Genomic DNA, 23,508 nt, shown 5'->3' with positions numbered 1-23,508 from the left:
GTCACCGCTGCCCCGCAGACCCTCAGGTCTGCGGGGCAGCGCCATGGACAGCGCCATTGACACCGCAGCGCCATTGACACGGCCCGGACACTGACAGGAAACTTCCCTAACAGTTCACCGGTACGAGAGGAAGCCCGGTCCCTTGGCCAGCGTCACCCCCGGAACCCCCAGCCTGCTGCGCGCCATGAACGACCGGGCCGCACTGGAGCTCCTGCTGGCCCACGGCCCGCTCTCCCGGACCAGGATCGGCCGGCTGACCGGCCTCTCCAAGCCCACCGCCTCCCAGCTGCTGGCCCGGCTGGAAGCGGCCGGGCTGGTGGTCGCCACCGGCACCGCCGGCGGCCGTCCCGGCCCCAATGCCCAGCTCTACGCACTGAACGCGGCGGCGGCGCACGTGGCCGGACTGGATGTCACCCCCGAACGGATCCTGGCCGCCGTCGCCGACCTCACCGGGGAGGTCTCCGGCACCTTCGAGCTCCCCACCCGGGGCCGTCCCGGTCCGGTCGTCGACCAGGTCACCGAGGCCCTCGACGGAGCCGCGCGGGCCGCCGGACTGCCGGCCTCCGCCCTGCACCGCCTGGTCATCGCCACGCCCGGTGCCTTCGATCCGCACACCGGCGCCCTCCGCTACGCCAGCCACCTCCCCGGCTGGCACTCCCCCACCCTGCTGGACGAGCTGGCCGCCGCCCTCCCCATGCCCGTGGAGTACGAGAACGACGTCAACCTCGCCGCGGTCGCCGAGCAGCGCCTCGGTGCCGCCCGTGGACACAAGGACTTCGTCCTGCTGTGGAACCAGGAGGGCCTGGGCGCGGCCCTGGTCCTCGGCGGCCGGCTGCACCGCGGCTGGACCGGCGGTGCGGGCGAGGTCGGCTTCCTGCCCGTCACCGGCCACCCGCTGGTCCGGCAGGTCACCCGGGCCAACTCCGGCGGTTACCAGGAGCTGGCCGGCGTCCAGGTGGTCCCGGCGCTCGCGGCCCGGCTCGGCATCGAGCCGCCGGAGCCGGCCGGGGAGCCCTCGGCGTACGGGGCCCAGGTGGCGACCGCCGTGGCCCTGCTGGCCGAGGCCGCCGCCCGGCCGGAGGGCGCCCGGCTGGAGCTCCTGCGGTGCTACGCCACCGCGCTGGCCACCGGTCTGGCCTCGCTGGTCGCCGTACTCGACCCGGAGATCGTGGTGCTGTCCGGCGCCGTGCTCGGGGCCGGCGGGGAGCCGCTGCACGAGCTGCTGACCTCCGAACTGGCCGACCTCGCCCCCTCCCGGCCCCGGCTGGTCGTCGGGGAGGTCCGGGAACAGCCGGTGCTGCGCGGGGCGCTGGAGAGCGCCCTGGCCGCCACCCGGGACGAGGTGTTCGACACCTCCCGCCGCTGACGCACCGCCACCGCACCGCCGCATCACCACACGCACCACACGCACCGCTGTACCGCTCCACCGCGTTTCCCCTGCACCGCTCAGGAAGATCCCCGCGCAGAGAGTGACACCGCCATGCCCAGAATCTCCCGCCTGACCTCCGCAGCCGCCCTGGCCGCCGCGATATCCGTGCTCGCCACCGCGTGCACCGGTTCGTCCGGGACCACGGCCTCCGACGACCCGGCCGACGAGGTCACCCTCAACTTCTGGCACGGCTGGTCGGCGCCGAGCGAGGTCAAGGCCATCGAGGAGAACATCGCGCGGTTCACGGCGGCGCACCCGAACATCAAGGTCAAGGTCACCGGCAACATGACCGACGACAAGATCAACCAGGCGCTGCGGGCGGGCGGCGACAAGGCCCCGGACGTGGTGTCCTCCTTCACCACCGACAGCGTCGGCAAGTTCTGCAACTCCGGCGCCTTCGTCGACCTCAACCCGTTCCTGGCCAAATCGAAGATCGACAAGGCGAAGGTGTTCCCGCAGTCCCTGCTGAACTACACCCAGTTCAAGGGCAACCAGTGCACCCTGCCGCTGCTCAACGACGCCTACGGCCTGGTCTACAACAAGGACGCCTTCAAGGCGGCCGGCATCACCGCCCCGCCGAAGACCTGGAGCGAGTTCACCGAGGTCGCGCAGAAGCTCACCCGGACCAAGGGCGACTCCTACGAACAGGTCGGCCTGATGCCGACGTTCCACGGCTACGAGACCACCCCGATGCGGCTGGCGGCCCAGTGGAGCCCGACGTACTTCACCCCGGACGGCAAGTCGAACCTGGCCGCGGACCCGGCCTTCGCAAAGATGCTGGCCGCCCAGAAGGACCTGGTGGCCAAGCTCGGCGGGTACGAGAAGCTGGAGAAGTTCCGGGCCTCCTTCGGTGACGAATGGGGCGCCGAGCACCCCTTCCACAAGGGCCAGGTCGCCATGCAGATCGACGGCGAGTGGCGGCCCAACATGGCCAAGGAGGCGGGGGTGACCTTCGAGATCGGCACTGCGCCGCTGCCCGTCCCCGACGACCAGGCCGCCGACTACGGCAAGGGCTACGTCTCCGGCACGATCATGGGCATCGCCTCGGGCAGCAGGAAGCAGAACGCCGCCTGGGAGCTGGTGAGGTACATGACCACCGACACCGAGGCGGTGGTGGCCTTCGCCAACGGCATCCACAACGTGCCCTCCACCCTGGAGGCACTGGCCTCCCCGAAGCTCCGGGTCGACGAGAACTTCAAGACCTTCCTGGACATCGCCCGGCACCCCAAGTCCTCCACCACCCCTCCGCAGGCCGACGGCGGCACCTACCAGCTGACCTTCACCGACCTGGCCTACCGGCACGAGAAGGGCGCGGTCGGCGACCTGCCGGCGGCCCTGGCCACGACGGACGCGCAGATCGACACGGACATCGCGAAGGCGGAGTAGGCGCCCGATGGCCACCGTCACCCACACCCTCCGCAGGAAGCGCAGGAGGACCGCACTGCGCACGGCGGCCTTCATGGCCCCCTGGCTGATCGGGTTCGGCGTCTTCTTCGCCTACCCGCTCGTCTCCACCGTGTACTTCTCCTTCACGAAGTACGACGGCTTCCGCCCGCCCGTCTTCAACGGCCTGGACAACTGGACCTACGTCTTCACCCAGTACCCGCTGTTCTGGCCGGCGATGCGGAACACCCTGTGGCTGGTCGTGGTGATGGTGGCCTGCCGGGTCGCCTTCGGCCTCGGCATCGGCCTGCTCGTCACCCGGCTCAAGACGGGCGCGGGGATGTTCCGGACCCTGTTCTACCTGCCCTACCTGGCGCCCCCGGTCGCCGCGACCCTGGCCTTCGTCTTCCTGCTCAACCCGGGCACCGGGCCCGCCAACACCCTGCTGGACGCGGTGGGCCTGCCGCAGCCCGGCTGGTTCACCGATGCCGACTGGTCCAAGCCCGCCCTGACCATGCTCGCCGTGTGGGGCGTCGGGGACCTGATGGTGATCTTCATGGCCGCGCTGCTCGACGTACCGAAGGAGCAGTACGAGGCGGCCGAACTCGACGGCGCCGGGGCCTGGCAGCGGTTCCGGCACATCACCCTGCCGAACATCTCGCCGATCATCCTGTTCGCGGTGGTCACCGGGGTGATCCAGGCGATGCAGTACTACACCCAGCCGCTGGTGGCGGGGAAGGTGGCGGCCGGGGTGATCGGCGGCTCGGGCCAGCAGTTCGAGCCGGGCTACCCCGACAAGTCCACCCTCACCCTGCCGCAGATCGTCTACAACACCGGCTTCCAGCGCTTCGACTACGGCACCGCCTGCGTGCTGGCCCTGGTGCTGTTCACGCTGTGCATGGCCTTCACCGCGCTGCTGATGCGCCGGCGCGGCGGACTGATCGGGACGGGTGACTGACATGGCCCAGGTAGTGGAGCGGAAGCCCCGGAAGCCGGTCCCGGCGGGCTCCTCCCGCACGGCGGGTACCGCCCGCACGCCGGGGCCGGTACGCGCGGCGCGCCGCAGGGCGGTGCTGCACTGGATCGCCGTGCACTCGCTCGGCGTGGCCGCCGCCCTGTTCTTCGTCCTGCCCTTCGTCTTCGTCCTGCTGACCTCGCTGATGTCCGATCAGCAGGCCCTCACCCGGGACCTGGTGCCGCGCACCTGGCAGTGGGAGAACTACACGAGGGTGTGGGACACCCCGGGCTTCCTGACCTGGTGGCGCAACACCCTGCTGTACGCCGGACTGGGCACCCTGCTGACGGTGGTGTCCTCCATCCCGGTGGCGTACGCGCTCGCCCGGTTCCGGTTCCGCGGGCGCCGGCTGTCGCTGCTGCTGGTGATCGCCATGATGATGCTGCCGCCGCAGGTCGTGGTGATCCCGATGTACCTGTTCTGGGCCAAGCAGCTGGACCTGTCCGGCACCCTGTGGCCGCTGATCATCCCGCTGGCGTTCGGGGACGCGTTCTCCGTCTTCCTGCTGCGGCAGTTCCTGCTGACCATCCCGGAGGAATACCTGGACGCGGCCCGGATCGACGGGTGCGGCGAGCTCCGCGCCCTGCTGCGCGTGGTCCTGCCGATGGCGAAGCCCGCCATCGCGGCGGTCGCGCTGTTCCAGTTCTTCGCCCTGTGGAACGACTACTTCGGCCCGCAGATCTACGCCTCCGACAACCCCGCCGCCTGGACCCTCAGCTATGGCCTGGAGTCCTTCAAGGGCGCCCACCACACCGACTGGAACCTCACCATGGCCGCCACCGTGCTGGTCATGGCCCCGGTGATCGTCCTCTTCTTCTTCGCCCAGAAAGCGTTCGTGGAAGGCGTCACCCTGACCGGAGTGAAAGGCTAGTCACGATGAAACTCGCAGTGGTGGGCGGCGGTTCCACCTACACCCCCGAGCTGGTCGACGGCTTCGCACGGCTCCGCGACACCCTGCCCGTCTCCGAGCTCGTCCTCGTCGACCCGGACGCCGGGCGGCTGGACCTGGTCGGCGGGCTGGCCCGGCGGATCTTCGCCCGGCAGGGGCACCCGGCCACCGTCACCACCACCTCCGACCCGGACGCCGGGGTCGCGGACGCCGATGCCGTACTGCTCCAGCTGCGGGTGGGCGGACAGGCGGCCCGGCAGCAGGACGAGACCTGGCCGCTGGAGTGCGGCTGTGTGGGGCAGGAGACCACCGGCGCGGGCGGGCTGGCCAAGGCGCTGCGCACGGTACCGGTGGTGCTGGACATCGCCGAGCGGGTCCGGCGGGCCAACCCGGACGCCTGGATCATCGACTTCACCAATCCGGTCGGCATCGTCACCCGGGCCCTGCTGCAGGCCGGCCACAAGGCGGTCGGCCTGTGCAACGTGGCGATCGGCTTCCAGCGGAAGTTCGCCCGGCTGCTCGGCCTGTCCCCCGACGAACTGCACCTGGACCACATCGGGCTGAACCACCTGACCTGGGAGCGGGGCGTGCGCCGGGGCGGCCCGGACGGGGAGGACCTGCTGCCGGCCCTGCTGACCGCGCACGGCGAGGCGATCGCCTCCGACCTGCACCTGCCGCGGTCCGTGCTGGACCGGCTCGGGGTCGTCCCCTCGTACTACCTGCGGTACTTCTACGCGCACGACGAGGTGGTCCGGGAGCTCGGAGCGAAGCCCTCACGGGCCGCCGAGGTCGCCGCGATGGAGCGGCAGTTGCTGGAGATGTACGCCGATCCGGCACTGGCGGAGAAGCCCGGGCTGCTGGCCCGGCGGGGCGGGGCCTTCTACTCGGAGGCGGCCGTGGACCTGGCGGCGGCCCTGCTCGGCGACGGCGGCTCCCCGGTGCAGGTGGTGAACACCCTCAACCGGGGCACCCTGCCGTTCCTCGCAGACGACGCCGTGATCGAGGTACAGGCGCGGGTCGGCCGGGACGGTCCGGTGCCGCTGGCCGCGCCCACCCTGGACCCGCTGTACGCGGGGCTGGTCGCGCAGGTGACGGCGTACGAGGACCTGGCACTGGACGCGGCGCTGCGCGGCGGGCGCGACCGGGTGTTCCGGGCGCTGCTGGCGCACCCGCTGGTGGGCCAGTACGACCGGGCCGATGGCCTCACGGACCGGCTGCTCGCGCACAACAAGGAGCACCTGGCATGGGTCTGACCGGCCTGACCGGCTTGACCGGCTTGACCGGCCGGACCGGCGGGGTGGAGCGGCCCGCCGTGCTCGCGGTGGACGCGGGCAACAGCAAGACGGACGTGGCGCTGATCGGCGCCGACGGTTCGGTGCTGGGCACCGGGCGGGCGGGAGGCTTCCAGCCGCCCGTGGTGGGGGTGGAGGCGGCGGTGGACGTGCTGGCCGAGGCGGTCGCGGAGGCGGTGGACGCGGCCGGCCGGGCCGGACTCCCGTACGCCGACCACGTCTCGGCCTGTCTGGCCAACGCCGACCTGCCGGTGGAGGAGGCCGCGCTGGCGGACGCGCTGCGGCGGCGCGGCTGGGGCGGGACCACGGCGGTCCACAACGACACCTTCGCGGTGCTGCGGGCCGGGCTCCCGGCGGGCGCGGCACCCCGCGGGGTGGCCGTGGTCTGCGGGGCGGGCGTCAACTGCGCGGGGCTGCTGCCGGACGGGCGGACCGCCCGGTTCGCCGCGCTGGGCCCGCTGTCCGGGGACTGGGGCGGCGGGGGCGGACTGGCCAGGGAGGCGCTGTGGTTCGCCGCCCGGGCCGAGGACGGCCGCGGGGAGCCGACCGCGCTGGCGGCGGAGCTGCCGGCGCATTTCGGCCGGTCTTCGATGGCGGAGCTGATCGAAGCCCTGCACCTGGGCGGGCTGCCGGCGGCGCGGATCCACGAACTGGTGCCGGTGCTGTTCGCGGTGGCCGCCGCCGGGGATCCGGTGGCGCTGTCCCTGGTGCACCGGCAGGCGGACGAAATCGTGGCGATGGCGGCGGTGGCCCTGGGCCGGCTGGACCTGCTCGGCGAGGAGGTGCCGGTGGTGCTGGGCGGCAGTGTGGTGGCCGCCCGGCATCCGCAGCTCAACGACCGGATCGCGGTGCGCCTCGCCGAACGGGCGCCGCGCGCCCGGATCTCCGTGGTGCTGTCCCCGCCGGTGCTCGGCGCGGCCCTGCTCGGGCTGGACGCGCTCGGCACCCCGCCCCGTGTCCAGGCGAAACTGCGCACCCATTTTCCCGCCTGCACCGGGTGAACCGGCCCGGTCTCCGGGGCAGGAGTGGAACCGTGGCGGTCCTGCGCACGTATTGACGGTGAAGACGACAGTGGGATGAACGACAGGGCCGGCGGGCAGGGACGGCGGGCGAATCACGCAAGATCCGCCACCTGGTGCTGTGCGCGGCCGTCCGTACGGCCATACTGCTGCGACGACAGCAGTCCTGCGACCAGGGGGAGGTCAGGTGGCCACGATCACCAGCGCGCCCGCGCCGGAGGGCGGCACGGCCGTGCCCGCCGCTCCTCCGCCGCGCCGGCGCACCGCGTGGGCGGAGGGCGTGGAGCAGCTCCGCGGGGCCGCGACCACCGAGCCCGGGCGGCTGCGGATCATCGGCGCCGTACTGGCCCTGCTGGTCGTGGCCTTCGGCGCGGTGACGGCCTGGCAGATCACCGACCGCAGGGCCGCCGCGGACGACGTGGTGCACCGCAGCCAGCCGCTGAGCGCGGACGCCGCCAGCATCTACCGCTCCCTCGCCGACGCCGACACCACCTCGGCCGGCGGCTTCCTGGCCGGCGGGCAGGAACCGCGGGCGGTCCGCGAGCGGTACGAGAAGGACATCGCCAACGCCTCCCGGCTGCTGGTGAAGGCGGCTGCGCACACCGGCGCCAGCGCCGAGTCCCGGCGGGAGATCGCCCTGCTCGGCGAGCAGTTGCCGCGCTACACCGGGCTGATCGAGCAGGCCCGGGCCACCAACCGGCAGGGCCTGCCGCTCGGCGGCGCCTATCTGCGGTACGCCAACGAACAGATGAGCAGTCTGCTGCTGCCCGCCGCCCAGCGGCTGTACGAGGCGGAGACCCGCCGGCTGTACGCGGACCACGACGCGGCCCGGTCCTGGCCGCTGGCCTCGCTCGGTACGGGCGTGCTGGTGATCGCGGCCCTGGTGTGGGCCCAGCGGCGCAACTACCGGCACACCAACCGGGTGTTCAACCACGGGCTGCTGGCCGCGACGGCGGCCACCACGGTGGTGCTGCTGTGGCTGGCGCTGGGGCACACCATGGCCCGGTCCGGGCTGGACGAGGCGCGGGCGCAGGGCCAGGAGTCGCTGAAGGTGCTCAACGACGCCCGGATCGCCTCGCTTCAGGCGCGGGCCAACGAAAACCTGACCCTGGTCTCGCGGGGCGCGGTCCTGGCCGAGGACGGCAAGTCCGACAAGTACGACGTGGACTACGCGCGGAACATGGAGGATCTGACCGCGGGTCTGGCGGCGGCCCTGGAACTGGCCGACGACGGGCAGGGCCGCACCCCGGTCGAGCAGGCCTCGGACGGGGTGAAGCAGTGGCAGCAGCGGCACGCGGCGGCCCGCGAGAGCGATGTGAAGGGCGACTACGAGCTCGCACAGCCCCAGGTCATCGGCGGCCTCGACAAGAACGGGGTGTCCTGGGACAAGACGAGCAGCGGGGCCTCCTTCGACACCGTGGACGCCGTCCTGGAACAGGCGGTGGCCCATGAGCAGCAGGAGTTCACCGACGCGGCCGGGGGCGGCCTGGCCGCGCTGGGCGGACTGGTGACGGGCGCGGCGGCCCTGGCGGCCGTGGGCGCGGCGGCGGCGCTGCTCGGTATCGGGCGCAGGCTTTCGGAGTACAGGTGAGATGCGGATGCGCGTGAGGCGGTACGGGAGCGGTACCGGAGACGGTGCCGGAGGCGACGGCGGGGCGGGCCCGGCCGGGCGCCGGAACCGGCTGCGCGGCTGGGGCGGGGTGACGGCGATGGCCGGGGCCTGCGCCGTGACGGCCGCGGTCGTGCTGCTGCCGCTGGCCCACGGCGCGCCCGGCACCGGCGCGCCGCCCGCCCGGCAGTCGGCCCGGGTGCCCGTGGTGTCCCCGGCGCTGCCGGGTTCGGACACCTGCCGGGACCCGGAGGCGAGCCTGCGCCCCAACGGCCTGGACGGCGCGGCCATCCAGCGGATCAAGTCGGCCGGGAAGCTGGTCGCGGGCGTGGACCAGAACAGCTTCCGGTGGGGGTACCGGGATCCGGCCACCGGTCAGCTGACCGGCTTCGACATCGACCTGGTGCGGGCCATCGCCCAGGACATCCTCGGCAACCCGGACGCGGTGATCTACCGGGCCATTCCCACCAGCCAGCGCATCCCGGCCCTGAAGGAGGGCCGGGTGGACGTGGTGGTGCGGACCATGACCATCAACTGCAAGCGGCTGGAGGAGGTCGCGTTCTCCACGGCGTACTTCGAGGCCGGGCAGCAGGTGCTGGCCCCCCGGAAGTCGGGCATCACCGGGTACGACACCACCCTCAAGGGCCGGCGGATCTGCACCGCCGCCGGGTCCACGGGGGAGGCCGCGCTGAAGAAGGAGTCGTACGGCTCCGTGCCGGTGCTCGTGCCCAACCAGCTGGACTGCCTGGTGCGGCTCCAGCTCGGCCAGGTCGACGGGATCGTCACCGACAATGCGCTCGCGGCAGGCCAGGCCGCCCAGGACCCCTCGGTGGAACTGGTGGGCACCCCGTTCACCAAGGAGTTCTACGGGGTGGCGATGAACAAGGACGCCACCGACCTGGTGCGGCGCGTCAACAAAGTGCTGGAGAACTACCGGGCGGGCGGCGGGAACAGTCCCTGGATGACATCGTACGAGCGGCACCTGAAGGATGATCTGCGGGGCATCGGGGCACCGCCGGCACCGAAGTACCGGGACTGAGCGGGGTGACCGGAACGGAGGCGGTGATGGACCGGGACGAGGTCGACCGTGCGCTGGCCCGGCTGGCCGCGGAGCACGAGGCCGTGGAGACCTCGCTGCTGGCACTCCAGGACCATGCCGGACGGCGGCTCCTGGAGGGGGCCGAGCTGACCGGCCTGACCAAGGAGCGCTGGGCGGCGGCGGACGCGGCGATCACCCGGCTGTGGACGTACTTCGACGCCTACAGCGGGGCGCTGGCGGCTGCCCGGGAGATCCGGGAGCGGCGCCGCTGGCCGGGCCGGGAGGAGCTGGTCGAGCTCACCGAGCGGCTGCGCGGCCCGGGGGTGCTGATCGCGGGCGGCGCGGTGGACGGCGACCGGCTCGCGGAACGGCTGTCGCTGGCGGAGCTGGTGGCCCGGATGAACGAGCTGTACGCGGGCTCGCTGGACGTGGTGGTGGCGGCCGACACGGTGTGGTCGGCGCTGCCCGCCCGGATCGACCTGCTCGCCGCGGAACTCCACCGGACCCGTTCGCTGGCCCACTCGGTGGGCGTACGGCCGGGTGAGCACCCCTCCGGCGACGACCTGGAGGAGATCACCGTGGAACTGACGGCGCTGCGCGCCGAGGTGATCGCCGACCCGCTGGCCTTCTGGACGCCCGCACCGGGCGCTTCGGCACCGGCCGGCTGGCGGGAGCGGGGCCGTCCGGACACCACCCGGTACGACCGGGCGGCCCTCGCGCTGGAGGACGTACGGCGGGAGGTCGAGGCCGTCCTGGACGTGCGGCAGGACGCGGAGGCGCGGCTGATCGCCCTGCGGGACGTGCTCTCCCGGGCGGACCGGACCCTGGCGGAGGCGCGGACGGCGCGCGGCGAGGTGCTGGCGAAGATCGCCGCCTCGGAGGTCCCGGCGGTCAGCGGCCCGCCCACCGCCCTGCAGGAGCAGCTGGCGGCAGCCGCCGACCACCGCCGGAACGGCCGCTGGCACCGGCTGTCCCCGCTGCTGGAATCGCTGGAGGAGCGGGCCGAGGACGAACTGCGCCGGGCCCGGGAGTCGTTGACGGCGGTGACCGCGCCGCTGGCGGTGCGGGCGGAGCTGCGCGGCCGGCTGGACGCGTACCGGGCGAAGGTGGCCCGGCACGGGCTGGCCGAGGACCCGCTGCTGACCGAGCGGTACGACGCGGCACGGCGGATGCTGTGGAGCGCACCCTGCGACCTGCGGGTGGCCGAACAGGCCGTCCTGCGCTACCAGCAGGCGGCGGCCGAGGCCCTGACGCCGAGAGAGGACACCAGATGAGCCTGGCCGGGACACCGTGCCGGCGCCCCGACTGCCCCGGGGCGTACGAGGACATGGGCGGCGGGGAGCTGTACTGCGACACCTGCGGGCTGGCGCCGGAGGCGGCGGCCTCGGAGCTGGTGTCGCCGCCGACCGGGATGACGAGCGCGGCGCGCGGGGGCGGATCCGACCGGTCGGGGCCGTCGGCGCGCTCGGCCTCGTCCTCGCGCGCCTCGGCGCGGTCCTCGCGGTCCTCCCGGTCCGCCTCCTCGCGGCGGTCGGTGTCGGGGCGGCTGTCGCGGGCGCTGTCCGGGACCGGGTCCACCCGCTCGGTGTCGGTGCGCAGTTCGGGCTCGGCCGCTTCCTCCTCCGGGCGGAACCGGCTGGGGGCCGGGCTGGTGGCCGTACCGGAGGTGCCGCGTCCGGACCCTTCGACGGCGGTGCTGGAGAACCCCGAGGTGCCGGAGCGGAAGCGGTTCTGCTCACGCTCGGACTGCGGCGCTCCGGTGGGGCGTTCGCGCGGTGACCGGCCGGGCCGGACGGAGGGCTTCTGCACCAAGTGCGGCCACCCGTACTCCTTCGTGCCGAAGCTGCGCGGCGGCGACGTGGTGCGCGGCCAGTACGAGGTGGCGGGCTGCCTGGCGCACGGCGGCCTGGGCTGGGTGTACCTCGCGGTGGACCGGGCCGTGTCCGACCGGTGGGTGGTGCTGAAGGGCCTGCTGGACACCGGGGACCACGACGCCATGGCGGCGGCGATCTCGGAGCGGCGGTTCCTGGCGGAGATCGAGCACTCCAACATCGTGCGGATCTACAACTTCGTCGAGCACCTGGACCAGCGGACCGGCTCGCTGGACGGGTACATAGTGATGGAGTACGTGGGCGGCAAATCGCTCAAGGAGATCGCGAACGAGCGGCGGCGGCCGGACGGCCGGCGCGATCCGCTGCCGGTGGAACAGGCCTGCGCGTACGGCATCGAGGCGCTGGAGGCGCTGGGCCATCTGCACAGCCGCAACCTGCTGTACTGCGACTTCAAGGTGGACAACGCCATCCAGCAGGCCGACCAGCTGAAGCTGATCGACATGGGCGCGGTGCGGCGGATGGACGACGAGGAGTCGGCCATCTACGGCACGGTCGGCTACCAGGCGCCGGAGGTGGCGGAGGTCGGGCCCTCGGTGGCCTCCGACCTGTACACAGTGGCCCGCACGCTCGCGGTCCTCACCTTCGACTTCCAGGGCTACACGAACGTGTTCGCGGACTCCCTGCCGGACCCGGAGCACATCGAGGTGTTCCGCCGCTACGAGTCCTTCTACCGGCTGCTCGTCCGGGCCACCGACCCGGACCCGGACCGGCGGTTCGCCTCCGCGCAGGAGATGGCGGACCAGCTGACCGGGGTGCTGCGGGAGGTCGTGGCGCTCCAGAGCGGCCGTCCGCGGCCCCATCTGTCCACCCTCTTCGGCCCGGAGCTCCGGGTGCCGGACACCCTGCTGTTCGCGGACGCCCCGGACCGTACGGTGTCCCGGCTGGGCGCCCGCGCCGTGTCCGGCCGCGCCCGCCGGGCCGGCCGGGCCCCGCTCGGCCCACTGCCGGCCCAGGCCGCCCCGCCCGTGCCTGCCGGGCAGAGCCACGGCCCGGCGGCCGGCAGCGCGGTACCGCCACAGGCGGGGCCGGTGTCCCCGGCAGGGCCGGGGGCGGCCCCCGGGCTGACCGGCGCGTCCGCGTCCGGCCCGGCAGGGCCGGCAATGCCGCCGTACGCCGGGGTTCGGCCGCCACAGGCAGGCACAGGCACATGGCCCGGCACACCGGGAACCGGAGTTCCGGTGCCCGGCCCGGGGCCGGCGGCCGGCAGCGGGCTGCCGCAGGCCGGCCCCGGGGCGGGCCCCGGCTACGGACCCGGCGGGGCGCCCGTCCCGGGACACGCGGCCGGGGCGTCCGGGCCCGGCGGGGTCGGGACGGCCGTTACGCATGTGGCGGGCGGGCCGGGGCCGCAGCCCGCGCCCGCCGTGGCGCCGGCCGGGGCCGCCCGGGTGGTGGTGCCCGGGCCGCGGCCGGCCGAGGCGGCCCCCGCCCCCGCCTGGCTCACCGCGCTGGATGCGCACGGCACCGCCCTCGCACTGCCGGTACCGCTGGTGGACTCCGCCGACCCCAACGCCGGTTTCCTCGCCGGCCTGCTGGCCTCCGCGCCCGCCGACCTGCTCGGCGCGCTGGGTTCCGCGCCCGCCGACTCCGCCGAACTGCGGCTCCGCGAGCTGCGGGCCCGGCTGGAGCTCGGTGAGCCGGCCGCGGCCGGCCCGGCCCTGGCCGAGCTGGAGGCCCGGTACCCGGACGACTGGCGGGTGGTCTGGGCGCGCGGCATCGCCTCGCTGGCCACCGGCGACAACGAGGCCGCGGCGCTCTCCTTCGACGCGGTCTACGACGCCTTCCCGGGCGAGCCGGCCCCCAAGCTGGCCCTCGGGCTGTGCGCCGAGATCCTGGGCCAGCTGGACAACGCCGCCGAGTACTACCGGCTGGTCTGGATCACCGACCCCGGCTTCGTCAGCGCCGCGTTCGGGCTGGCCCGGGTGCAGTTGGCCACCGGGGACCGGGCCGGGGCGGTGGGCACGCTGGAATCCGTACCGGAATCCTCGATCCACTACACCGCGGCCCGGGTCGCGGCGGTACGGGCACGTCTGCGCGAACGGTCCCCGGCGGAGCCCCTCCTGGCCGACCTGTCGGCCGCTGCCGGGCAGGTCGAGGCGCTGCGGCGGTTCGGCCTGAGCCCGGAGCGGCACGAGCGGCTGACGACCGAGGTTCTGGGCTCGGCCCTGGACTGGGTACTGTCGGGTAGCCGGGGTGCGGACCCCGGCCGGACCTCGCTGCTCGGCAGTCAACTCGACGAGCGGGGGCTGCGCTTCGGCCTGGAACGCTCCTACCGCGTCCTGGCCCGGCTGGCGCAGCGGGGCGAGGAGCGGATCGAACTGGTGGAACGGGCCAACCGTTTCCGTCCCCGGACGTGGGTGTGAGTGATGGAGCGGATGCAACAGCCCTCGGGCTGCCCCAGCTGCGCGGAACCGCTGGAGGAGGGTGACCTCTTCTGTGGCCGCTGCGGACACGACCTGTCCTCGCCGCCACCACCGCAGGTCGACCGCCCCACCCTGGCCGTGTCCGCGCCACCGCCTGCGGCTCCGGCTCCGGCTCCGGCTCCGGAGGGGTACGGTCCGTCGGCATCCGCCGCGGGCGGGTACGGCCCGGCGGGTGGCTACGGCTCGGCCGAGGCCGCCCAGCCGCAGGGGCAGGCACAGGGGCAAGCTCAGGCACAGGCCCAGGCATCGGCTCCGGCTCCCGACCCCGGCCTGCCCGCGCCCGGTTGGGGCAGCGTGTCCGGTGCCGCGCCGACCCTGGTCGGCGATCCGGCCGGCTGGACGGGCACACCGGCGGCGGCCCCCGCCCCGGACGGCTGGGGCGAGCACCGCCCCACCCGCTACGACGGCCCAGCCGGGGACCCGTACGGGGCCGCCGCGCAGCACAGCACCCCGGGCGGACCCGGACCGTACGGCGGCGGAGCCGTCCCCGGCCCGCAGGACCCCCACGACCCCTACGCCGGGCACCCCGACGCCCCCGAGGCACCGGCGGCCCCCGCTCCGGCCCCCGCACCCGCCCCGGCCGAGGCACCGGCGCCCGCAGCGGCACCCGCGCCTGCGCCCGCGCCCGCGCCCGGCGGCAAGACCTGCGTGGCCTGCCGGGCCGGCCGGGTCGACACCGACGGCTACTGCGAGAACTGCGGGCACGCCCAGCCCCGCGAGCGGGACCATGTCGAGGAGGAGCTCGGCAGTGTCGCGGCCGTCAGCGACCGCGGCCTGCGGCACCACCGCAACGAGGACTCCTTCGCGGTCTCCGCGACCGCGCTGCCCGACGGCTCCGCCGCCACCATCGCGATCGTCTGCGACGGCGTCTCCTCCGCCAGCCGCCCCGACGACGCCTCCGCCGCCGCGGCAGCCGCCGCCAACGAGGCCCTGCTGGACGTGCTCCCGCGCGGCGCCCACCCCCAGGAGGCCATGCACTCGGCCATCCTGGCCGCGGCGAACGCCGTCAACGCGCTGGCCCCGGAGGTGCCCGGCGCCCAGAACGCACCCGCCTGCACCCTGGTCGGCGCCGTGATCAGCGGCGGTCTGCTGACCGTCGGCTGGGTCGGCGACAGCCGGGCCTACTGGGTGCCCGACGACCGCGCCGCGCTCGCCCACCGGCTGACCGAGGACGACTCCTGGGCCGCCCAGATGGTCGCCGCCGGCCTGATGGGCGAGGCCGAGGCCTATGCCGACGTACGCGCCCACGCCATCACCGGCTGGCTCGGTGCCGATGCGTACGAACTGGAACCGCACACCAAGACCTTCCGGCCGGACCATCCGGGCGTGGTGGTGGTGTGCACCGACGGATTGTGGAACTACGCCGAGTCGGCCGCCGAGATGGCCGCCGTGCTGCCCGTGGACGCCTCCTCGCGTCCGCTGCACAGCGCGCAGGTGCTGGTCGGGCACGCCCTCGACGGCGGCGGCCACGACAACGTGACCGTGGCGGTGGTCCCGTTCGCCGTACCGCCGGGCGAGCAGGTCGCCGAGCCCCCGTCCGCCACTCCGCAGGCCTGATCCGCAAGGAGACCGTCCCGTGGCGAACTTCGCCAAGCCGAGCGCCCCCCGGTTCACCGCCGAGGTCTACCAGAACGAGTTCCTGCCCGTGGGCGGGCGGGACGTGCACGCCATCGTGTCCGTCACCGCCACCGGCGGGGCCACCGCCACCCAGGCGGCACTGCCCGGCTCCGCCGCCGTGGTGATCATGGTCGACTGCTCGGGGTCCATGCAGTACCCGCCGTCCAAGATGGAAGGCGCCCGGCAGGCCACCGCCGCCGCCGTGGACACCCTCCGCGACGGCACCCCCTTCGCGGTCATCGCCGGCACCCATGTGGCCAGGGAGGTCTACCCCGGCCAGGGCCGCCTCGCGGTCGCCGACCCGGCCACCCGGGACCGAGCCAAGGAGGCCCTGCGGCACCTGGAACCCGGCGGCGGCACCGCCATCGGCACCTGGCTGCGGCTCGCCGACGGCCTGTTCCGGGGCAGCTCCGCCGCCATCCGGCACGGCATCCTGCTCACCGACGGCCGCAACGAGCACGAGGAGCCGGAGCGGCTGCGCGCCACCCTGGAGGCCTGTGCCGGCCGGTTCACCTGCGATGCCCGCGGGGTCGGCACCGACTGGGAGGTGAAAGAGGTGACCGGGATCGCCGGAGCGCTCCTGGGCACCGCCGACATCGTCGCCGACCCGGCCCACCTCGCCGAGGACTTCCGCCGGATGATGGAGAAGACCATGGGCAAAGAGGTGGCGGACGTCGCCCTGCGCCTGTGGACCCCGGTCGGCGCGGAGATCCAGTACGTCAAGCAGGTCGCCCCCAGCGTCCTCGACCTGACGGACCGCCGCACCGGAGCCGGCCCGCGGGCCGGCGACTACCCGACCGGCTCCTGGGGCGACGAGTCCCGCGAGTACCACGTGTGCGTCCGGGTCCCGCAGGCCGCCGTCGGCCAGGAGATGCTGGCCGCCCGGGCCTCGCTGGTGGTGCCCGGTCCGTCCGGGGCGGCACCCTCCGTGCTCGCTCAGGGACTGGTCCGGGCCGTCTGGACGGACGATCTGGCCGCGTCCACCGCGCTCAACCCGCAAGTGGCCCACTACACCGGCCAGGCCGAGCTGGCCCAGGCCATCCAGCAGGGACTGGAAGCCCGCAAAACGGGTGATATCGGTGGGGCCACGGCCAAGCTGGGCCGAGCCGTCCAACTGGCGAGTGCGTCCGGGAACGAAGACACTGCCAAACTGCTGGCGAAGGTGGTCGACGTCGTGGATGCCGCTGCCGGTACTGTGCGGCTGAAAGCAAAGGTCGCGGATGCGGATGAGATGACCCTCGAAACGCGTTCCACCCAGACCGTACGAGTGAAGAAGACCTGACGAGGACCTGCCGTTGTGGGGCGGGGAGAAGGGGGACGGGCCCGATGCCGACCTGCCCGAACGGGCACCAATCGGTCTCCGACGACTGGTGCGAGGTCTGCGGCCACCGCATGGCCGCCCCCGCGGGCGCGCCCGCGGCGCCCTCCTACGGATACGGCTACCCGCCGGTCGGCGCGGACGCGACCGCCCAGGCGGAACTCTGCCCGCAGTGCCGGACCCCGCGCGAGGCCATGGCCCCGTTCTGCGAGGAGTGCCGGTACAACTTCCTGACCGGCAACCCCACTTCGTACGCGCCCCCGGCGCCCGTGCAGCCCGCTCCCCCGGCACCGGCCCCCGGCCCGGGCCCCGCGTCGTACGCCCAGGCCCCGTACGACTACCAGGGCTCCCGGCCCTCCCGGGTCAACCGGCCGGCCGAGCCGCTGGCCGGCGGGGACGACTGGCTGCTCCCGCCGCCCGCCCAGCCGGCCCCGACGGCGCCGCCCGGCGCCCAGCCGCACTACCAGCAGCAGGAGCCGGTGCAGCAGGAGCAGCACCACCGGCCGCAGGGCACCGGCTGGTCCGCCACCATCGGCCCGGACCGCTCGTACTTCATGGCGATGATGCAGCGCAGCGGCCCCGAGGCGGCCGGTCTGAACCTGCCCGCCTACTCGCCGGAGCAGCACCTTCCGCTGTCCGGCGGCCAGATCACCATCGGCCGCCGCCGCGCCTCCACCGGTGAGTCCCCGGACATCGACCTGTCGGTGCCGCCGGAGGACCCGGGCGTCTCGCACCAGCACGCCGTCCTGGTCCAGCAGCCCGACGGCAGCTGGGCGGTGGTGGACCAGAACTCGACCAACGGCACCACCATCAACGGCGGCGAGGAGCCCATCCAGCCGTACGTACCGGTCCCGCTGAACGACGGCGACCGGGTCCACGTCGGCGCCTGGACCACCATCACGGTCCGCCGGGGCTGAGCCCGGTCCTCAGCCCTCCCCCAGGGGCCAGACGTACGGCCCCTGGGGATCGTCCAGCCAGGACCACTGGCCGGTGCCGCTGACGGTCACCCCGAACCGCTCCCGGGCCGGCCGGCCCTCGGTGCGCCACAGGTCCAGCGCCTCCCGCGGGTGCAGGGCCCCCGCCGTGAGCAGCAGCATGAACTGGAAGCGCTCGTTCTCCAGCAGTTCGTACGGCAGCCCGCCCGCGATCTCCGGCGGTGCGGCCTCCGCTCCGCGCAGCGGCACGAAGTATGCCGAGGTGTGCAGGAAGCGGCCCTCGGCGAAGTGGGCGTCCCGGACCCGCAGCGCGATCAGTCCGGTGGACAGCGGCGCCAGGATGCGTGCGCCCGGCCGGCACTGGCCCAGCCAGGCGGGCGGGATCTGCGGCAGGGTGCAGGTCACGATGATCCGGTCGAAGGGGGCGCGGGCCGGGGCCCCGCGCGCGCCGTCGCCGGTGATCACGGCGGGGTGGTAGCCGAGCAGGTCCAGATGCCGTCGCGCGGACTCGGTGATCTCCTCGTCCAGGTCCACGGTGGTGACCTGCTCGTCGCCGAGGCGGTGGCAGAGCAGGGCGGCGTTGTAGCCGCTGCCGGCGCCGATCTCCAGCACCCGGTCGCCGTCGCGGACCTGGAGGGCGTCCAGCATCTTGGCCATCAGCGAGGGCTGGCTGCTGGAGGAGACCAGCCCGCCGTCGCGCAGCCGGGTCGCCAGCGGGGTGTCCGCGTACACCCCGCGCAGCCAGCGGGCCCGCTGGGCCGGGTCGGGGTCCTCGCACCACAGCCGCTCGTGCCCGGCGCCGCGGCCGGTGAAGAAGTACGGGACGAACAGGTGCCGGGGAACCGCGGCGAACGCCGCCCGCCAGGCAGGATCATCGAGCACCCCGGCCGCGGTCAGCTCCCGCAGCTGCGCGGCATGCGCAATCTCCGGCTCCACGCCGTGCTGGGCACTGTGTCCGGCACCGTGCCCCGCACCGTGCCCGGCGTGCACCTGGTGGGCGCCCATGCCTCCACTCTCCTGCGCCCGGGCCCGGGATGCGAGCGGTCCTAGGACCCGGGTCCTCCGTCCGGGCGTCTGAGACCATGGGCGGGTGAATGAGATTCCGCGGGGCACGCTTCAGGAGCAGACCTTTTACGAGCAGGTGGGCGGCGAGGAGACCTTCCGCCGCCTGGTGCACCGGTTCTACCAGGGGGTCGCGGAAGACCCGTTGCTGCGTCCGATGTACCCGGAGGAGGATCTGGGTCCGGCCGAGGAGCGGTTCGCGCTGTTCCTGATGCAGTACTGGGGCGGGCCGACCACCTACAGCAACCACCGGGGCCACCCCCGGCTGCGGATGCGGCACGCGCCGTTCCAGGTGGACCAGGCCGCGCACGACGCGTGGCTGCGGCACATGCGGGTTGCGGTGGACGAGCTGGAGCTGGCCCCGGAGCACGAGGCGCAGCTGTGGAAGTACCTGACGTACGCAGCCGCATCGATGATCAACACGGCGGGTTAGCAGGGGGCGGGGCCCGGACCTCAGACGGGGCGGACCTGGAGGGCGCCCAGGCCGCCGCCCGGTCGCCGGAGGGCGATGGACCCGTACGGGGTGCGCAGCCGCAGCCAGCTCCCGGAGGCCAGCAGCGCCACCGGGGCGGGGGCGCCGGGCGCGGGGGCCGGGCCGGGCACGGTGAGCCGTATCGGCCGCAGGAAGCCGAGGGACTGTGCGGCGTGCACGGCACGCAGCGGAAGCTCGGTGTCGCCCAGGGTCCGGGACCAGATCTCGCGCCCGATGCGGTCCCGCTCGGCGCGGGTGCGGTGCGGGTCGGGCAGTGCCTCGTCCCGGGCCCGGAATTCGGCCACGGCGGCGCCCACGGCCTGGCGTATCGCCTCGGGGGCGGGCAGCCCCGGTACCTCCCGCCAGCCGCCGCGGGGCGGCAGCACACCGGCCCAGGGCGGCCCGGTGACGGCGGCGGGCACCACGGCGGTGCCGGCGGACTCGTCCACCGACTCCAGCAGCTCGCCGGCGGACACCGTGCGGTCCAGCTCGGCGGGCTCGGCCAGCCGGGCGGTGCGGATGGCCAGCACCTCGAAGGAGGGCGGCCGGCCGAACACGGCGAGCGCGCCGCCGCCTGCCTGCAGGCGGACCGCGGCGGCGCGGTCGTAGTGCACGAGCCGGCCCAGGAAGGCGGCGAGGTCCGCCGCCTCCCCGGAATCGGCGAAGCGCAGCCGGTCGGTCATGCGGCGCGCGCCGGTCCGGCCGAATCGTCGACGTACTTCTCGAGGAAGTAGCGCTCCTCCTCGGTGATCCGCCGCGGTCGCTGGGTCTCCAGGTCGAAGGGCACGACGACGGTGGACGCCCGCACGTACACGGTGTCCTCGTCCTTGACCTCGTAGGCGATGGTCAGCGAGGCCGCACCTATCTTCGTCACCCACGACTCGATGGTGACCGGCTCGTGCCGGTGCACCAGCGGGCGCTTGTAGTCGATCTCGTGACGGGCCACGACGGACCCGCCCTGGAACGACTGGGAGCCGTTGCCCGGCGCCAGCCGGAACATGAAGTCGATGCGCGCCTCCTCCAGGTAGCGGAGGAAGACCACGTTGTTGACGTGGCCGAAGGCGTCCATGTCCGACCAGCGCAACGGGCAGCGGTAGATGTGACGGGCCACGCTCAGCCTCGCGTGAGCTTCTTGTAGGTCGCCCGGTGCGGACGGGTGGCGTCCGGGCCGAGGCGCTCGACCTTGTTCTTCTCGTAGGACTCGAAGTTGCCCTCGAACCAGAACCACTTCGACTCGCCCTCGTACGCCAGGATGTGCGTGGCGACCCGGTCGAGGAACCAGCGGTCGTGCGAGACGACCACGGCGCAGCCGGGGAAGTCGAGCAGCGCGTTCTCCAGGGAGGACAGGGTCTCGACGTCGAGGTCGTTGGTGGGCTCGTCGAGGAGGAGCAGGTTGCCGCCCTGCTTGAGGGTGAGCGCGAGGTTCAGGCGGTTGCGCTCACCGCCGGAGAGCACGCCGGCCGGCTTCTGCTGGTCCGGGCCCTTGAAGCCGAACGCCGAGACATAGGCGCGGGAGGGCATCTCGACCTGGCCGACGTTGATGTAGTCCAGCTCGTCCGAGACGACCGCCCAGAGGGTCTTCTTGGGGTCGATGTTGGCGCGGCCCTGGTCGACGTAGGAGATCTTGACGGTCTCGCCGACCTTGATCTCGCCGGAGTCCGGCGTCTCCATGCCCTGGATCATCTTGAACAGCGTGGTCTTGCCGGCGCCGTTCGGACCGATGATGCCGACGATGCCGTTGCGCGGCAGGGTGAAGGACAGGTCGTCGATCAGGACCTTCTCGCCGAAGGCCTTGGAGAGGTTGTTGACCTCGACGACGATCGAGCCCAGGCGCGGGCCCGGCGGGATCTGGATCTCCTCGAAGTCCAGCTTCCGCATCTTCTCGGCCTCGGCGGCCATCTCCTCGTAGCGGGCCAGACGCGCCTTGGACTTGGCCTGCCGGCCCTTGGCGTTGGAGCGGACCCACTCCAGCTCTTCCTTGAGGCGCTTGGCGCGCTTCTCGTCCTTCTTGCCCTCGACCTTGAGGCGCTCGGCCTTCTTCTCCAGGTAGGTGGAGTAGTTGCCCTCGTAGGGGTGGGCACGGCCGCGGTCGAGCTCGAGGATCCACTCGGCGACGTTGTCGAGGAAGTACCGGTCGTGGGTGACGGCCACGACGGCGCCCTTGTACTGGGCCAGGTGCTGCTCCAGCCAGTTCACCGACTCGGCGTCGAGGTGGTTGGTGGGCTCGTCGAGGAGCAGCAGGTCGGGGGCCTCCAGCAGCAGCTTGCAGAGGGCCACGCGGCGCTTCTCACCACCGGAGAGGGTGGTGACCGGCCAGTCGCCGGGCGGGCAGCCCAGCGCGTCCATGGCCTGCTCCAGCTGGGCGTCCAGGTCCCAGGCGTTGGCGTGGTCCAGGTCCTCCTGGAGCTTGCCCATCTCCTCCATCAGCTCATCGGTGTAGTTCGTCGCCATCTCCTCGGCGATCGCGTTGAACCGGTTGAGCTTGCCCTTGATCTCGCCGACGCCGTCCTCGACGTTCTCCAGGACCGTCTTGGACTCGTCGAGCTTGGGCTCCTGCATGAGGATGCCGACGGAGTAGCCGGGCGACAGGTAGGCGTCACCGTTGGACGGCTGCTCCAGACCCGCCATGATCTTGAGGACGGTCGACTTACCGGCACCGTTCGGGCCGACCACGCCGATCTTCGCTCCCGGCAGGAAGTTCAGGAACACGTCGTCGAGGATCACCTTGTCGCCGTGCGCCTTGCGCGCCTTGCGCATGGTGTAGATGAACTCAGCCAAGAGAAACCGTCCGGCAGATCGATGATGGGCAGATACACCCCATCTTGCCTGACGTCCACCCCGCGGGGGAAACCCGTATGGCGCGGGCGGTGCTCCCGGGGCCGGGGAGCGCCGCCCGCGCCGGGGCACCGGATCCAGGGGTCAGCGGGTCAGCGCTGGCCGGCCGTGCGGCGCATACGGGCCGCGAGCAGCAGGCCGGCGCCCGCGGCGAGGGCGGTGCCGGCGCCTCCGGCGATCATGGTGGTGGAGGAGTCGGCGCCGGTGGTGGCGAGGGAGCCGCTGCCGCCCTGGGGAGCGGTGTTGTTGCCGGTGCCGGTGCCGGTACCCGTCCCGTTGCCGCCCGTGCCGGTGCCGGAGCCCGAGCCGTTGCCCTGGTTCTGGCCCTGGCCGTCCTTGCCCTGGCCCTGGCCGCCCTGGTCCTTGCCCTGCTCCGTCCTGTCCTTCTCCTCCTGCGCCTTCTTGTCCTTGGCGCGGGCCTCGTGCTGGCCCTTCTCGAGGAAGGCGGTCCGGTCGGCGGGGGTGCCGTCCAGTGCGGCACGGCCGGCCTTGAGCAGCTCCGGACCGGCACCGTCGATGATCTGGGCGATCTTGACGCGGTTGTCCTGGTCACGCAGCTGGTGCTGGGTGGACTCCAGGAACGTGCGCAGCTGCTCCGGGGTCGGGTTGCCGTCGAGGAGCTGGTAGATCCCCTCCTTCAGCACCGGGCCCGCGGTGCTGAGCACCCGGAAGACCTCGACCCTGTCGTCCTGGGCCCGGGCCAGGCGGAACCCGGTCTCGAGGAAGGCGGTCCGGTCGGCGGGCGTGCCCTTGAGCGCCTTCTTGCCGGCCTCCTTCACGCCCGGGCCACCGGCATGGATGAGCTTGGAGATCTCGACCTGGTTGTCCACGTCGCGCAGCTCGTGCTGGGTGACGTTGTAGAACGTGCGCAGATCCGCCAGGGTGTGCTTGTCCTTGTCGAGGATCTCGTTGATCCCCTTCTTCAGGCTGGGACCGGCGTTGTGCAGGAGGCGGGTGATCAGGACCCGGTAGTCGTCGAGGCGGATGTGGTGCTGGTCGGTCTCCACGAACTTGCGCATCGCGGCGGGACCGTCGGCGATGGCCTTGCGGGCGGCCTCGCGCATGTACGCGCTGCTCATCGGGTCGGCGATGATCCGCTCGATCTCCTCGCGGTCCGCCTTGGACTGGGCCTCGGGGTCCGTGTCGGGAGCGGTCGGCGCGGCCGGGGTGGTGCCGGTACCGGCGCCCGGGGCGTCGGTGGCGAACGCCGGGGAGGACAGGAGCACGGCCGGAGCAATGGCGGCCGTGGTGACCGCGGCGGCGATCCGGGACAACTTCACAG

At 73.4% G+C, this 23,508-nt stretch carries 19 protein-coding genes; 14 read left to right on the top strand and 5 right to left on the bottom strand.

All coding sequences use genetic code 11. From position 1 onward, the window contains the following. Window positions 1-184 precede the first annotated feature (184 nt). The 13 genes from DEJ50_RS22220 (at window position 185) to DEJ50_RS22160 (ending at window position 17,839) form a co-directional block, all read left to right on the top strand. Window positions 185-1,366: an ROK family transcriptional regulator gene (locus DEJ50_RS22220; protein WP_411757689.1), complete on the top strand. Its 1,182-nt coding sequence runs from the start codon at window positions 185-187 to the stop codon at window positions 1,364-1,366. Window positions 1,367-1,480: 114 nt separating this feature from the next. Continuing rightward, window positions 1,481-2,815, top strand: coding sequence for an ABC transporter substrate-binding protein (locus DEJ50_RS22215; RefSeq protein ID WP_150209704.1), 1,335 nt, complete (start codon window positions 1,481-1,483; stop codon window positions 2,813-2,815). Window positions 2,816-2,822: 7 nt separating this feature from the next. Beyond that, on the top strand, window positions 2,823-3,770 hold the full coding sequence (locus tag DEJ50_RS22210) for a carbohydrate ABC transporter permease (protein WP_150209702.1): 948 nt from the start codon (window positions 2,823-2,825) through the stop codon (window positions 3,768-3,770). 1 nt (window position 3,771) lies between these two features. Next, the gene (locus DEJ50_RS22205) at window positions 3,772-4,698 is read left to right on the top strand and encodes a carbohydrate ABC transporter permease (RefSeq protein WP_150209701.1); all 927 of its coding nucleotides are present in this window, start codon (window positions 3,772-3,774) and stop codon (window positions 4,696-4,698) included. A 5-nt stretch (window positions 4,699-4,703) separates the two neighbouring features. Continuing rightward, the gene (locus tag DEJ50_RS22200) at window positions 4,704-5,969 is read left to right on the top strand and encodes a 6-phospho-beta-glucosidase (RefSeq protein ID WP_150209700.1); all 1,266 of its coding nucleotides are present in this window, start codon (window positions 4,704-4,706) and stop codon (window positions 5,967-5,969) included. Next, a complete protein-coding gene (locus DEJ50_RS22195; protein ID WP_150209699.1) occupies window positions 5,960-7,009 on the top strand; it encodes an N-acetylglucosamine kinase in 1,050 nt (349 codons plus the stop codon). The genes DEJ50_RS22200 and DEJ50_RS22195 overlap by 10 nt, the downstream gene beginning before the upstream one ends. A 250-nt stretch (window positions 7,010-7,259) precedes the next feature. After that, window positions 7,260-8,618: a hypothetical protein gene (locus DEJ50_RS22190; protein WP_150212288.1), complete on the top strand. Its 1,359-nt coding sequence runs from the start codon at window positions 7,260-7,262 to the stop codon at window positions 8,616-8,618. 118 nt (window positions 8,619-8,736) lie between these two features. Then, window positions 8,737-9,675, top strand: a complete 939-nt coding sequence (locus tag DEJ50_RS22185; RefSeq protein WP_223838153.1) for a glutamate ABC transporter substrate-binding protein — start codon at window positions 8,737-8,739, stop codon at window positions 9,673-9,675. Window positions 9,676-9,701: 26 nt separating this feature from the next. Next, window positions 9,702-10,949 (top strand): hypothetical protein, encoded by a 1,248-nt coding sequence (locus DEJ50_RS22180; RefSeq protein WP_150212287.1) that lies wholly within the window; start codon window positions 9,702-9,704, stop codon window positions 10,947-10,949. Then, window positions 10,946-13,927 (top strand): serine/threonine-protein kinase, encoded by a 2,982-nt coding sequence (locus tag DEJ50_RS22175; RefSeq protein WP_150209696.1) that lies wholly within the window; start codon window positions 10,946-10,948, stop codon window positions 13,925-13,927. Before DEJ50_RS22180 ends, DEJ50_RS22175 begins: the two co-directional genes overlap by 4 nt. Window positions 13,928-13,930: 3 nt before the next feature. Then, window positions 13,931-15,544 carry a PP2C family serine/threonine-protein phosphatase gene (locus tag DEJ50_RS22170; protein WP_150209695.1) on the top strand — a complete coding sequence of 538 codons (1,614 nt, stop codon included), beginning with the start codon at window positions 13,931-13,933 and terminating at the stop codon, window positions 15,542-15,544. 19 nt (window positions 15,545-15,563) lie between these two features. Further along, window positions 15,564-16,886 carry a vWA domain-containing protein gene (locus DEJ50_RS22165; protein ID WP_150209694.1) on the top strand — a complete coding sequence of 441 codons (1,323 nt, stop codon included), beginning with the start codon at window positions 15,564-15,566 and terminating at the stop codon, window positions 16,884-16,886. 44 nt (window positions 16,887-16,930) lie between these two features. Continuing rightward, the gene (locus tag DEJ50_RS22160; RefSeq protein ID WP_150209693.1) at window positions 16,931-17,839 is read left to right on the top strand and encodes an FHA domain-containing protein; all 909 of its coding nucleotides are present in this window, start codon (window positions 16,931-16,933) and stop codon (window positions 17,837-17,839) included. 9 nt (window positions 17,840-17,848) lie between these two features. Here the strand turns inward: DEJ50_RS22160 and DEJ50_RS22155 are convergent, their stop codons facing one another. Next, a complete protein-coding gene (locus DEJ50_RS22155; protein ID WP_150209692.1) occupies window positions 17,849-18,862 on the bottom strand; it encodes a methyltransferase domain-containing protein in 1,014 nt (337 codons plus the stop codon). A gap of 85 nt (window positions 18,863-18,947) precedes the next feature. Between DEJ50_RS22155 and DEJ50_RS22150 the strand changes: the two genes are divergently transcribed. Then, the gene (locus DEJ50_RS22150; RefSeq protein WP_150209691.1) at window positions 18,948-19,352 is read left to right on the top strand and encodes a globin; all 405 of its coding nucleotides are present in this window, start codon (window positions 18,948-18,950) and stop codon (window positions 19,350-19,352) included. Between the two features lie 20 nt (window positions 19,353-19,372). On the opposite strand, the gene DEJ50_RS22145 is transcribed toward DEJ50_RS22150, so the two are convergent. From DEJ50_RS22145 to DEJ50_RS22130, 4 genes are all read right to left on the bottom strand, one after another. Continuing rightward, complete coding sequence (locus DEJ50_RS22145) at window positions 19,373-20,074, bottom strand: hypothetical protein (protein ID WP_150209690.1); 702 nt, start codon at window positions 20,072-20,074, stop codon at window positions 19,373-19,375. After that, window positions 20,071-20,502: an acyl-CoA thioesterase gene (locus DEJ50_RS22140; protein ID WP_150209689.1), complete on the bottom strand. Its 432-nt coding sequence runs from the start codon at window positions 20,500-20,502 to the stop codon at window positions 20,071-20,073. Before DEJ50_RS22140 ends, DEJ50_RS22145 begins: the two co-directional genes overlap by 4 nt. Window positions 20,503-20,504: 2 nt before the next feature. Continuing rightward, the gene (gene ettA, locus DEJ50_RS22135) at window positions 20,505-22,169 is read right to left on the bottom strand and encodes an energy-dependent translational throttle protein EttA (RefSeq protein WP_150209688.1); all 1,665 of its coding nucleotides are present in this window, start codon (window positions 22,167-22,169) and stop codon (window positions 20,505-20,507) included. A 149-nt stretch (window positions 22,170-22,318) separates the two neighbouring features. Beyond that, complete coding sequence (locus DEJ50_RS22130; RefSeq protein WP_150209687.1) at window positions 22,319-23,506, bottom strand: ALF repeat-containing protein; 1,188 nt, start codon at window positions 23,504-23,506, stop codon at window positions 22,319-22,321. Window positions 23,507-23,508 lie beyond the last annotated feature (2 nt).

It is taken from the genome of Streptomyces venezuelae, assembly GCF_008642295.1.
In the GTDB taxonomy this organism is placed as follows: Bacteria; Actinomycetota; Actinomycetes; order Streptomycetales; family Streptomycetaceae; genus Streptomyces; species Streptomyces venezuelae_C.
Note: the sequence above shows the minus strand (reverse complement) of the source record. Positions and strands in the feature narration are given on the sequence as shown.

Coding starts and splice junctions, on each gene's coding strand:
- DEJ50_RS22145 (WP_150209690.1), bottom strand. CDS start 20,074: ATGACCGACCGGCTGCGCTTCGCCGATTCCGGGGAGGCGGCGGACCTC.
- DEJ50_RS22220 (WP_411757689.1), top strand. CDS start 185: ATGAACGACCGGGCCGCACTGGAGCTCCTGCTGGCCCACGGCCCGCTC.
- DEJ50_RS22185 (WP_223838153.1), top strand. CDS start 8,737: ATGGCCGGGGCCTGCGCCGTGACGGCCGCGGTCGTGCTGCTGCCGCTG.
- DEJ50_RS22155 (WP_150209692.1), bottom strand. CDS start 18,862: ATGGGCGCCCACCAGGTGCACGCCGGGCACGGTGCGGGGCACGGTGCC.
- DEJ50_RS22205 (WP_150209701.1), top strand. CDS start 3,772: ATGGCCCAGGTAGTGGAGCGGAAGCCCCGGAAGCCGGTCCCGGCGGGC.
- DEJ50_RS22170 (WP_150209695.1), top strand. CDS start 13,931: ATGGAGCGGATGCAACAGCCCTCGGGCTGCCCCAGCTGCGCGGAACCG.
- DEJ50_RS22195 (WP_150209699.1), top strand. CDS start 5,960: ATGGGTCTGACCGGCCTGACCGGCTTGACCGGCTTGACCGGCCGGACC.
- DEJ50_RS22160 (WP_150209693.1), top strand. CDS start 16,931: ATGCCGACCTGCCCGAACGGGCACCAATCGGTCTCCGACGACTGGTGC.
- DEJ50_RS22210 (WP_150209702.1), top strand. CDS start 2,823: ATGGCCACCGTCACCCACACCCTCCGCAGGAAGCGCAGGAGGACCGCA.
- DEJ50_RS22175 (WP_150209696.1), top strand. CDS start 10,946: ATGAGCCTGGCCGGGACACCGTGCCGGCGCCCCGACTGCCCCGGGGCG.
- DEJ50_RS22200 (WP_150209700.1), top strand. CDS start 4,704: ATGAAACTCGCAGTGGTGGGCGGCGGTTCCACCTACACCCCCGAGCTG.
- DEJ50_RS22215 (WP_150209704.1), top strand. CDS start 1,481: ATGCCCAGAATCTCCCGCCTGACCTCCGCAGCCGCCCTGGCCGCCGCG.
- DEJ50_RS22180 (WP_150212287.1), top strand. CDS start 9,702: ATGGACCGGGACGAGGTCGACCGTGCGCTGGCCCGGCTGGCCGCGGAG.